Source organism: Halomonas sp. H2 (genome assembly GCF_050215315.1).
Lineage (GTDB): Bacteria > Pseudomonadota > Gammaproteobacteria > Pseudomonadales > Halomonadaceae > Vreelandella.
Genome location: NZ_CP189760.1, coordinates 3,000,708 through 3,012,526 on the forward strand (window position 1 = coordinate 3,000,708; position 11,819 = coordinate 3,012,526).

The following is an 11,819-nucleotide window of genomic DNA, read 5'->3' on the forward strand; positions in this document are numbered from 1 at the left end:
ACCTTATTGCAGGCATGTTAAGGCAATTACAATAAGTAAGGATTTTCTAATTGATAAGTATGACCCACTCAAGGAGCAACGCATGTTGGAACCGTTGAGCCGTCGGCGCTCGCTACTCCATGAAGCCCGCTGCCAAACCTGCAGCCTTAGCTCACTGTGCCTGCCGCTTGCCCTTGAGCTGGAAGATATGGGGCAGTTCGACGCCATTATTCGTCGCCGGGCGCCGCTGAAAAAAGGCGAGCCACTGTTTCGACAGGGTGACGCCTTTACCAGCGTTTACGCAGTGCGTTCGGGCAGTTTGAAACAGATCACCGCCGAAGGTAACGGCAGTGAGCAGCTGACCAATTTCTACCTCCCCAGCGAACTGGTCGGGTTGGATGGGATCGATGAAGAGCACTACCCCGGTAGCGTGATTGCCCTGGAAACTACCACCATCTGTGAGATTCCTTTTGACCGACTGGATTTACTCTCGGAGGAGTTGCCCGAACTGCGTGGGCAGCTCTATCGCAGTATGAGCAAAGAGTTGCGCGATGACCGGCGTATGATGCGTCTTCTTTCGCGTAAAACCGCCGATCAGCGGCTGGCGAGCTTTTTGATTACGCTCTCGGAGCGCTTTCGTCGCCGGGGCTACTCGCCTTACAGCTTTCGCCTCTCAATGCCCAGGGCTGATATAGGCAACTATCTGGGCCTAGCAGTGGAAACGGTCAGCCGCATACTAAGCCGCTTTCAGCAGCAGAGTGTGGTGGCGGTCTCCGGGCGGGAGGTTAACATTCTCGATATCCAGCGCTTGATTACCCTCGCCGAAGAGGAGGAGCAAACGGTTAGCTGACGTTAAAGGCCTGGATGCGCCCCGCCAGTAGCTCTGCCTGTTTGGCCTCGAGGCCTTCAAAATCGAACAGGCTGCGGTCAGCCAACTGGGAAGGGGCAATGTTGGTGACGGCCTTGAACATGCTCTCCAGGCGGCCAGGAAATTTATTATCCCACTCGGCGAGCATCTCTTTGACCACCTGGCGCTGCATATTGGGCTGGGAGCCGCACAGGTTGCAGGGAATAATCGGAAACGCCATCAGCCGCGAAAACTCGGCGATATCCGCCTCTTTGCAGTAGGCCAACGGCCGAATAACGATATTCTTACCATCATCGGATAGCAGCTTGGGCGGCATCGCTTTCAGGTTGCCGCCGAAGAACATATTCAGAAACAGCGTTTCAAGAATATCTTCGCGGTGATGGCCCAGGGCAATCTTATTGGCGCCAATCTCTTCGGCAAAGCCATACAGCGAGCCGCGGCGCAGCCGTGAACAGAGCGCGCAAGTGGTTTTTCCCTCGGGGGTTTTCTCCTTCACCACCGAGTAGGTGTCACGCTCGACAATGTGATACTCCACGCCCTGCTTATCCAGATAAGCAGGCAGCACGTGCTCGGGAAAGCCTGGCTGTTTTTGATCCAGATTAACCGCGATCAAAGAAAAATTGACCGGCGCATTGCGCTGCAAGTTGCGCAAAATCTCTAGCATCGTGTAGCTGTCTTTACCCCCGGAGAGGCACACCATTACGCGGTCGCCTTCATTGATCATTTGGTAATCAATAATCGCGTTGCCAACTTCCCGGCGCAGACGCTTTTGCAGCTTATTAAATTCACGCTTTTGCTTAACATCAGCCAGCTCAGGCTGATCGCCCTCAGGGTTAGCCGGGGCGGCTATAACGTTGTCATAGTGAGCAGGGTCAAAGTGATCGAGAGATTGCATGGTATAGGCACTGCCGAGGGTAGAAGGCGTGAGAGAAAAATAATCGCCATTCTAACAACACTCACCGCCTGACCCAACACTGATAACTAAGCGGCTTCCGCCATGACGCGTTGCAGGCGCATGTAGAGCAGCGCGCTGGCGGTTGCCTCACCCAGCACACTCTGCACGCCCATGGCAGGCACCTGCCAGCACGCCAGCGCCTGGGTAAAGCTGCTGGGTGACTCGATCTCCGGGTGCAAACGCCGCAGCTGGCGCTGATGGAGCTTTGCCACATCGACCTGGGCGTTGGGCAGAGCAAAATTCAGCCGCTTACTGAGCAGTGCATTTAACGCTCCAATGCGCTGCTCTAACTGCCAACCCACAATGGGCCGATTGCCGATAAACTCCACTAACGCGCTCAAGTTTTCGCGACTTGGCAACTGCACTTCCCCCGCCTCGCATAGCAGATGATGACGGCGCAGCGTCGCGTTTTCGGGCTGTTTCGTGCTGCCTAACGTCATCACAAAAGCGCAGCTGGTTCGTACCTGCTGCCGGCTCAGCACCACCGCCGCCAGGCTGATCACCGGCGATGATGGCGTGGGCGCTACCGTACAGGCGAGTGCCACCAGCTCCTCGCCCATATAAGGTTGAAACAGCCACGCATAGGGCGAATCAGCACAACGCCGACGATCACTTTCGCGGCGCAACAAGGTGCGCAATGAACCACTAAATAGCGCTACGTGTCGATCTAACAGCCGCATTCCGCTCACGAATACTCCAAATGATAACGATGGGAAAGCCGCTGCTTAAAGTCTTTGACAATATGCATCGCTTCGCGCAGTAGGTCGCGTTCCAGGGAAGACAGGTTTTGCACCACAACACGGTTGGTGCGGTTCGCGTCTTGCGACGCGCTTATTGTGTCTAAAGCGGCCAGTTGCTGCTTGAGACGCAGCTCGGAAAACAGCGCCAACGCTTCGCCCAGGTCATCGGCAAAGCGGCGATCCAAACGGCCATCGACAGCCAGGGCATCAAGCCGATCGAATGTTGAAGTGGCTTTAATCCGCCGCTCAAGCGCCATGGTGCGCACACCGTGAACTATCGGGAAAATGCCGCCTTTTTTGATATCGATACCGTGCTGGGGCTTTTTCAACGAGCCAAACAGCGTCAGCGGCGTCGAGAAACGCAGCGCCGTGCGGGCAAAGTAGGAGAGCAGCAGTTCATCGCCGGAGCAGCGTTCAAACAGCTCGTCACGGACACTTTCAAGCAGGCTTGGGTTACCCGCCACCGCATGGGCGTCGAGCATAATCGCCAGCTTCATCAGGCTGTCGCCATCACGCTCTCTGGCCCACTTGGCAATATGGCCTTTCCACTGCGAGACCGTGGCCACCCACTCGGGGTTAGACACCATAATATTGCCGGGGCACGGCGGATAACCGAGCTGAATCAACGTATCGGTGAGCGTCTGCATATGGCTGGCAAGGTCAGGCCATTGGGTTTCATCGGCCAGAATCAAGCCGTTATCCTGGTCCGTTTTTAGAATCTGTTCACCGCGCCCTTCGCTGCCCATCACCATCATGCAGCTCTGCTCGTGATAACGCTCATCAATCGTGAACTCCCAGGCTTTACTGATGATACGACCGTTCAACGCGGCGAGCAGATCCATCGCAAAGCGCAGCTTAACGCCCTGGGCCATCAGCGCTTTGACCAGCTCCGGGGTACGCTGGCTGGACGCCGCAAGCGCCTCCAAGTTGGTTGCCTGCTCTACCTGCAGGCTCACGACGTAACTGCGGCTTGAGAAATAGCTAAGCACGTCGGTGAGTTCCACAACGCCTTTCAGCGCGTTCTGCTCCAGCACCACCACCCGCGCCACTTTATGGCGGGTCATCAGTACCAATACTTCAAATAAATACTGATCTGGCGCGACGGTCACCAAATTAAAATGGGCGATTTCATCAACCGGCGATGACACGCTGCTACCGCCCAACACCAACCCATTGAGCAGGTCCGTTTTAGTCACCATGCCTAGCCTGCCTTGAGTCTCTACCAGCAGGCTGTCGGCGTGGCTTTCGTTGAGCTGTCTCACGGCACTAGCAATATCGGTAGACGCCGCCATTACCAGCGGCTCACGCATACACTCGCTTACCTTGGCCAGCATAAAGCCCGCCATCGTGACGCCCCCTTCGGCGCGTTTTTCGGTCAGTAAGCGCGCCTTATGGGTCAACGACTGGCGAAAGAAATTGCTGAACTCGGGGTAGTGACGACAAAGCTGCTGAAACAGCGCTTTGGGCAGCAAATAGCAAAGAGACTCCTGCTCGGCTTTAAAGCGATAGCGGCTTTTACCATTGAGGATGCTAATCGCACCAAACAGATCCCCCGCCGTATAGAGGCCAATACGCGACGTTGACGAGGGCAGCGTGGGATCTATTTCGGCGACTTCACCTTTATGTATCAGAAAAACAAATTCGCCTGCTTGCCCGGTTTCTAAAATAATTTCATTACGGTCAAAATAGGCAAGGTCAATGCCACGGCGAATATGCTCACGCCCCTCATCGTCAAGAAGCGTAAACGGCAGCTGGGATAAATCCACATCGACCATGGGGTATGACCTCATTAAACGGGCTGCGACTAATCGGGTTTTACCTTAAGACGAGCTAGCAGACATAAGAAAAAACAAATAAATATCGTGACTCGATGCTGGCCCACACAAACTGGACTACTCCAACGCTTCAGAAAGCAGTTATCGGTTATTATATGAAGGTGACTATACGGGTATAAAGGATTCACTTCCCAAGTAGCAAGTAGAACCTTGTTATACCTTTAGCTATCACGCTAAGGTCGAAGCGACTTTAGGCACGCGACCAAAGTATCGATAGTGACTAACAGCCACTGACCATTAAACGCAGCGCATGTATTTAAAGTAGCCAATAACTGCATTTATTTGCTTACTAGACTATTGTCCTATAGTGCTACAAACACCCACAAAACTCTCTTAACTAGCGCCAAAAACACCTATCTTCAACAACATGCAGATATAAAACAGTCACTTCATTGTTTATTGATACCAAAGTCTGGGATTTATTTTTTGACGTTTATTGCCCAGTATTAACAATGAGTCATGCAGGGTAATCGCACGTCACTAACTGACTCGACATTTCATATCGAATAATAAGGTGACGTGCCAAGATAAGCTGACTCACCACTACTAACAATTGGGTGGCTTTAGACGTGCGATTGCCCTGATGGGTCACACGCTATTCCTCGTGAACTTTCCCAACCTTAAAAATCACAAGTGGAGAGCAACACAATGGCAGACGACAAAACCAATGCTGCTGAATACTGGAAAGCAAACGTCCGGTTAATTTTCGGATGCCTAGCCGTTTGGGCATTTGTTTCTTACGGATGCGCTATCCTGTTTCGCCCACTGCTCGCCGGCATTCCGGTTGGCGGCACTGACCTAGGCTTCTGGTTTGCACAACAGGGCTCTATCTTAACGTTTATCGTGCTGATCTTCTTCTATGCCTGGAAGATGAACAAGCTCGATCAAAAATTTGGCCTTGGGGAGTAAGCCGGTATGAGCCAGTTTGCAATTAACTTACTGTTCGTCGGCGCCTCCTTTGCCTTGTATATAGGCATTGCGATTTGGGCGCGCGCCGGCTCAACAAAAGACTTCTATGTCGCCGGGGGCGGGGTTCACCCCATCACCAACGGCATGGCCACTGCCGCCGACTGGATGTCTGCGGCGTCGTTTATTTCCATGGCGGGTTTGCTGGCCTCCGGTGGCTACGCTAACTCCACCTTCCTGATGGGCTGGACGGGTGGCTACGTTATCCTTGCGATGCTGCTGGCCCCTTACCTGCGTAAGTTTGGTAAGTTCACCGTGCCCGACTTCATCGGTGACCGCTTCTACAGCAACACCGCTCGCCTAGTGGCGATCGTGTGCTTGATTGTAGCGTCGGTGACCTACGTTATTGGTCAAATGACCGGTGCGGGCGTGGCGTTCTCGCGCTTTCTTGAAGTCAGCAACACCTGGGGTATCTGGTTAGCCGCGCTGATCGTTTTCCTCTACGCCGTATTTGGCGGTATGAAGGGCATCACCTACACCCAGGTGGCACAGTATGTGGTGCTTATCATCGCTTACACCATTCCGGCGGTGTTCATCGCGTTCCAACTGACGGGCAATCCAATTCCGATGTTCGGCATGTTCAGCACCCACACTGAATCCGGCATTCCGCTACTTGAAAAACTGGATAGCGTAGTCACTGCCCTGGGCTTCCAGGATTACACGGCCGATGTGGATAACAAGCTCAACATGGTGCTGTTCACGCTGTCGTTGATGGTCGGTACTGCCGGTCTTCCCCACGTTATCATTCGCTTTTTCACCGTACCGAAAGTGGCCGATGCGCGCTGGTCCGCTGGTTGGGCGCTGGTCTTCATTGCCTTGCTCTACCTGACCGCACCGGCAGTAGGCTCTATGGCTCGCTTGAACCTGGCGACCACCGTGTATCCAGAGATGGCGGGGCAGGTTGAGAACTACGAAGAGGCTACGCAAAACCCGATTCTGTACGAAGATCGCCCAGGTTGGGTTCGCACATGGGAAGAAACCGGCCTGATCAGCTTCAATGATCGCAACAATGACGGCCGTATTCAGATGTATAATGATGCCGCCGACTACTCTGATCGTGGCTGGGAAGGCAACGAACTAACCGTTAATAACGATATCCTGGTACTCGCCAACCCGGAAATCGCCAACCTACCAAGCTGGGTTATTGGTTTGATCGCAGCCGGTGGTATTGCGGCGGCGCTGTCTACCGCGGCAGGCTTGCTGTTGGCGATCTCCTCCGCGATCAGTCACGATTTGATCAAGACCATGATCAATCCCAAGATCTCCGAGAAAGGCGAGATGTTAGCGGCGCGAATCTCCATGGGGGGCGCCATACTGCTGGCCACCTACTTGGGGCTTAACCCGCCAGGGTTTGCAGCACAAACGGTGGCATTGGCCTTTGGTATTGCTGGTGCATCGCTATTCCCTGCACTGATGATGGGTATCTTCTCTAAGCGGATGAACAACTCAGGCGCCATTGCCGGTATGCTAGCGGGCTTGATTTGCACCCTGCTGTACATCTTCACTTACCTGGGCTGGCTGTTTATTCCCGGCACCAATATGTTGGCCAACACGCCGGATAACTGGATCTTGGGTATCTCACCGCTCTCCTTCGGTGCCGTAGGCGCGATGATCAACTTCGCCGTTGCCTTTGCGGTCTCCAGGGTGACAGCTGCGCCGCCGCAGGAAATTCAGGATCTGGTGGAAAGCGTCCGCTATCCGAAAGGTGCTGGTATGGCGATCGACCATTAAGTCATAATCCATCCTGGCGGCTATTGCACTACTGTGGTGTCGCTTAGGAATTGACCTTACCATCGGGCTTCCTTAGGGAGGCCCGATGGCTTTTATAGACGCCTTTTTGAAAGGATATTTTATGATATGGCATTTGATCGCCGCCGTTTTTGCAGGCCTTGCGGCCGCCGGTATTGGCTTGATACTGCGCACTTTGAGCGGCAAACGTTTGCCCAAATGGATAGTGCCTGTGTGTGGCGCACTGGGGATGCTGGGCTATCAGATACAGGCCGAGTACAGCTGGTTTGAACACAAGCAGGCGCAGCTACCCGAGACCGCTACGGTAATATCAACGGAGAGCAGCACGGCGGTATGGCGCCCATGGACCTTTGCCATTCCCATGACGACTAAGTTCAGTATGGTGGATAGTGAGAACATTCGTTTCACCGAACAAGGTGACGCCCGTTTGGCGGAATTTATCCTTTATCAGTTTGAGCGTCATCACACCGATATTTTGATCACCCAACCCTATCTGCTCAACTGTGATAACCGTGAGCTAGTGCTGCTGGACCAAGACTCCCGCGACCCCATCCTGGAAGAGATCCGCACGCTGCGCGAAACATCGCCGTTACTCAACAACGTGTGCGCATAGGTTAGATGGATCATGTGGCATACATAACAAGCCTAAGCTGTAGTCGTACACGACTGGCTATTTCGCCTAGAATGGGGCCTTTTGATTAGCGCACATTAAGTGGGTCGCACACTCTGGCGGGGAGAAAGGCATGTTTCACGGCGGGCTACTGGTAGCGGTTTCGTTACTCTATATTGCCGTTCTATTCGGTATCGCTTGGTACGGTGACCGCCGAGCGCGTACCCACGGCGCCACCCGTCGACGCCCGATCATCTATAGCTTAGCACTGGCAATTTACTGCACATCCTGGACCTTTTACGGCGCGGTTGGCCAAGCGGCGACCGCCGGCTGGTCGTTTGCGAGCATCTTCGTCGGGCCGATATTGACGTTTCTGCTGTTCTGGCCGGTGTTGGCCAAAATGATCCGCGTCGCCAAGCACCAAAACGTTACCTCGATTGCCGACTTTATTGCCTCCCGTTACGGCAAAACCCAGTCGCTGGCCGCCTTTGCCAGCCTGGTGGCCCTCGTCGGCACCCTGCCCTACATTGCGCTACAGCTCAAAGCGGTTTCGACCACATTCAGTGTGCTGACCGATGCCACCGATGTGACCCATACGCCGCTATTTGGCGATACGGCCTTCTATGTAGCGATCGTGATGGCGATCTTTGCCATTCTATTCGGCACCCGCCACACCGATGCCACCGAACACCACGAAGGCTTAATCCACGCCGTGGCGTTCGAATCGCTGGTCAAGCTGTTGGCCTTTGTGGTGCTCGGCGCCTTTGTTACCTGGGGCATGTTTGATGGCCTGGGTGAGCTAATGGGGCACGCCGAGAGCCAGCTTGAACTCCAGCGCCAGCTGGCCAACCAGGATTTTGGCCAGAGTTTCTGGGCACAAACCCTGCTCGCGATGCTGGCGATTCTGTGTCTGCCGCGCCAGTTCCATGTGGCGGTGGTCGAGAATATTCATCCTGACGACGCCAACAAATCCCGCTGGCTGTTCCCGCTCTACCTGCTAGCCATTGCTTTTTTTGTGGTGCCATTGGCTGCAGCAGGCTTATTGCTATTTTCCGAAAGTGGCGTAGAGCCCGACACCTACGTGCTAGCGCTATCCATGGCCTCAGGCCACCAGTGGCTGACGCTACTCACCTTTATCGGTGGTTTCTCGGCGGCAACCGGCATGGTAATTGTCGCTGCGGTAGCGGTGTCGATCATGATTTCCAACGAGATTGTTATCCCGGCGCTGTTCCGACTGCGCTGGTTTGATACCAAGGCCCGTGATTATGGCCGCTTAGTGCTGCGCGCGCGGCGCTTAACCATTGTCGCCGTACTCGCCATGGCCTACGGCTTCTACCAACTGATTGCCGAGTTCACCTCGCTGGCCTCGATCGGCATGCTCTCGTTTGCCGCCGCCGCCCAGTTTGCCCCGGCGCTGATTGGCGGGCTCTATTGGAAGCGCGGCAACCGGCTCGGTGTCATCGTCGGCATGAATGCCGGTTTCGCCATCTGGGCCTATAGCCTGCTCATGCCGGCGATGATTAGTGCTGGCGTGCTGCCCGCAATGTGGTTTGAGGGCGGCCCGCTAGGGCTGAACTGGCTCTCCCCCACGGCGCTGTTTGGGCTTAATTTAGGTGACAGCTTTACCCACGGCGTGATGCTGTCACTCGGGGTTAACTTGTTCTGCTACATCTTTGTCTCCCAGATCACGTCGCAGCGCGTGGTCGAGCGTATCCAAGCTTCGCTGTTTGTGGATAGCGTGGAAACCCGCCAAACCTCGGTCAACCGCCCCTGGACCGGCGCCACTACCGTGGGCGATTTAAAAGTGCTGTGTGAGCGCTTTCTGGGAGCGGGACAGGTGGATCGCGCCTTTGAAGACTACGCCCGCCGCGCCGGCAAACCGCTGGACGACGGCACCCGCGCCTCAATTGATATTATCCAGTTTACCGAACGCTTTCTGGCCTCGGTGTTGGGCGCTTCATCGGCGCGCATCGTGGTCAACTCAGCGCTGCAAGGGCGCGGCATCGGCATTTCGGATGTGATTTCGATTGTCGATGAGGCTTCCCAGGTACTGGAGTTCAACCGAGCGCTGCTGCAGGCCACCATCGAAAATATTAACCAGGGCATCAGCGTAGTCGACCAGAACCTGCGCTTGGTGGTGTGGAACCAGCGTTATCTGGAGCTGTTCCGTTTCCCTGACCACTTAATTCGTGTGGGTGCCCCCATTGATCGTATCTTCCGTTACAACGCGCACAACAGCGAATACGGCCCAGGCGACCCGGAAGAGCACGTACAGCTACTGCTCGACAATATTCGTGAAGGCCAGCCCCACCGCTATGTGCGCTATCGCCAGGATGGCAGCGTACTGGAAGTCCAGGGCAACCCGATGCCCGGCGGTGGCTTCGTATATACCTATCAGGATATTACCCAGCAAAAGCGTATCGAAGAGGCGTTGATCCGCTCGGAAAACAATATCCGTATCTATACCGATAACGTGCCTGCGCTGATCGCCTATTTCGACAAAGAGTGCCGCTACCTATTTACCAATCGCGCCTACGAGCAGGCGTTTAATATTGATCGTAATGCGGTGATTGGCCGCCGCTTTGAAGACGTACTGCCGGTCAAACAGGCTGAGGAGCGCGCCCCCTGGGTGAACCGCGCGCTTAGCGGTGAGCGGGTCAGCTTTGAAGTCTCGATGCGGGTCAGCGAAGCGATGCGCTATATGCTGGTCACTTACACGCCGCACTTTGGTGACAGCCAGGCAATTCTGGGCTTCTTTGCTCTCTATCAGGATATTACCGAGCGCCGCCAGGCGGAGATTGCCCTTAAAGAGACCAACGAAACCCTTGAGGAGCGGGTGCGCGAACGTACTCAGGCGCTGTCTGAAGCCAATGCGGCGCTGCGCCAGGAGAACCGGGTGCGCGCTGAAGCAGAGCTCGCCCTGCGCCAGGCCAAGCAGTTGGCCGAAGATGCCAACGCCTCTAAGACACGCTTTTTGGCTGCGGCAAGTCACGACTTGCTGCAACCGCTTAACGCAGCACGGCTATTTACCTCCGCGCTGATGCAGAACGTGACCACCACCGATACACAACGCATCGTGGGTCATATCGACAACTCGCTACAGGCCGCCGAGGAGCTGCTGAGTACCCTGCTGGATATCTCCAAGCTGGACGCAGGCGCTTTAACGCCGCGGCGCAGTCACTTTGCCCTGGCGGATATCTTTCGCCCGTTACGCGCTGAGTTTGAGGTGATGGCAGATGATCGCGGGCTGGACTTAGACGTCGTGCCTACCCTGCTGTGGGTCGACTCAGACCCTCAGATGCTGCGCCGTATTGTGCAGAACTTTCTTTCCAACGCCATTCGTTACACCCAAGAGGGACGCGTGCTGCTGGGCTGCCGCCGCCAAAATGGCTGGCTGTCTATTGAAGTGTGGGACAGTGGCCCCGGCATTCCGGAGTCCAAGCTGACCGAAATTTTTCAGGAGTTCCGCCGCTTAGATCAGGTTTCTCGCCACAAAGAGAGCGAAAAAGGGCTGGGGCTAGGGCTGTCGATTGCCGATCGTATGAGCCGTGTACTGGACCACCCCATCAAAGTGCGCTCAACGGTGGATAAAGGCGCCGTTTTCTCCGTCAGCGTACCGATTGTCACTGCCCTCAAGGCCAGCAGCAGCGAGCAGGAACCCCAGGCACGGCGCAGCGGCCATAAGCTTAGCGGTACGCGGATTGTGTGTATCGATAACGAGACACTTATTCTGGAAGGCATGACCGCCATGCTCACTGGCTGGGGCTGCGAGGTATTTACCGCCACCAGTATCGGCGGGGCTAAGTCGATTCTACGCAATATGGATGGCGACCCCGATGCTATCCTGGCGGACTACCACCTGGACAACGAAGTCACCGGCTTAATGGCATTAGAGGCGCTCAGTGAGCGTTTTGAAGGGCCGGTGCCGGGCATTGTAATCACCGCTGACCGTACCGAAGCGGTCGCTGAGGAGATCAAACGGGCGGGCTACCAACTACTGCTGAAGCCTGTTAAACCGGCGGCGCTGCGGGCGCTACTGACGCGTACGTTACAGGCCAATCGCGCGGCGCGTTAAACGCCGCAGATGAAGGTTGTATCAAGCGCTGAATGAAAGACG

Annotated in this window: 8 protein-coding genes; 5 read left to right on the forward strand and 3 right to left on the reverse strand. The window is 55.2% G+C overall.

Annotated features, from left to right (window positions below):
- Window positions 1–82 precede the first annotated feature (82 nt).
- Window positions 83–829 carry a fumarate/nitrate reduction transcriptional regulator Fnr gene (fnr, locus tag ACQE2I_RS13975; protein WP_427028661.1) on the forward strand — a complete coding sequence of 249 codons (747 nt, stop codon included), beginning with the start codon at window positions 83–85 and terminating at the stop codon, window positions 827–829.
- Here fnr and ttcA read toward each other — a convergent pair.
- The 3 genes from ttcA to ACQE2I_RS13990 all read right to left on the reverse strand — a co-directional run bounded on the left by ttcA (window position 822) and on the right by ACQE2I_RS13990 (window position 4,317).
- Complete coding sequence (gene ttcA / locus ACQE2I_RS13980; protein WP_427028663.1) at window positions 822–1,742, reverse strand: tRNA 2-thiocytidine(32) synthetase TtcA; 921 nt, start codon at window positions 1,740–1,742, stop codon at window positions 822–824. The two genes, fnr and ttcA, sit on opposite strands and share 8 nt — an antisense overlap.
- An 86-nt stretch (window positions 1,743–1,828) precedes the next feature.
- Window positions 1,829–2,482, reverse strand: coding sequence for a DNA polymerase III subunit epsilon (locus ACQE2I_RS13985; RefSeq protein WP_427031476.1), 654 nt, complete (start codon window positions 2,480–2,482; stop codon window positions 1,829–1,831).
- A gap of 5 nt (window positions 2,483–2,487) precedes the next feature.
- Window positions 2,488–4,317 (reverse strand): DUF294 nucleotidyltransferase-like domain-containing protein, encoded by a 1,830-nt coding sequence (locus ACQE2I_RS13990; RefSeq protein ID WP_427028664.1) that lies wholly within the window; start codon window positions 4,315–4,317, stop codon window positions 2,488–2,490.
- Window positions 4,318–5,025: 708 nt separating this feature from the next.
- Between ACQE2I_RS13990 and ACQE2I_RS13995 the strand changes: the two genes are divergently transcribed.
- The 4 genes from ACQE2I_RS13995 to ACQE2I_RS14010 all read left to right on the forward strand — a co-directional run bounded on the left by ACQE2I_RS13995 (window position 5,026) and on the right by ACQE2I_RS14010 (window position 11,777).
- Window positions 5,026–5,286 carry a DUF4212 domain-containing protein gene (locus ACQE2I_RS13995; RefSeq protein ID WP_007113808.1) on the forward strand — a complete coding sequence of 87 codons (261 nt, stop codon included), beginning with the start codon at window positions 5,026–5,028 and terminating at the stop codon, window positions 5,284–5,286.
- Window positions 5,287–5,292: 6 nt separating this feature from the next.
- Window positions 5,293–7,074, forward strand: a complete 1,782-nt coding sequence (locus ACQE2I_RS14000; RefSeq protein WP_427028665.1) for a sodium:solute symporter family protein — start codon at window positions 5,293–5,295, stop codon at window positions 7,072–7,074.
- Between the two features lie 121 nt (window positions 7,075–7,195).
- Window positions 7,196–7,705 carry a hypothetical protein gene (locus ACQE2I_RS14005; protein ID WP_427028666.1) on the forward strand — a complete coding sequence of 170 codons (510 nt, stop codon included), beginning with the start codon at window positions 7,196–7,198 and terminating at the stop codon, window positions 7,703–7,705.
- 130 nt (window positions 7,706–7,835) lie between these two features.
- A complete protein-coding gene (locus tag ACQE2I_RS14010; RefSeq protein WP_427028667.1) occupies window positions 7,836–11,777 on the forward strand; it encodes a NahK/ErcS family hybrid sensor histidine kinase/response regulator in 3,942 nt (1,313 codons plus the stop codon).
- Window positions 11,778–11,819: the final 42 nt, after the last annotated feature.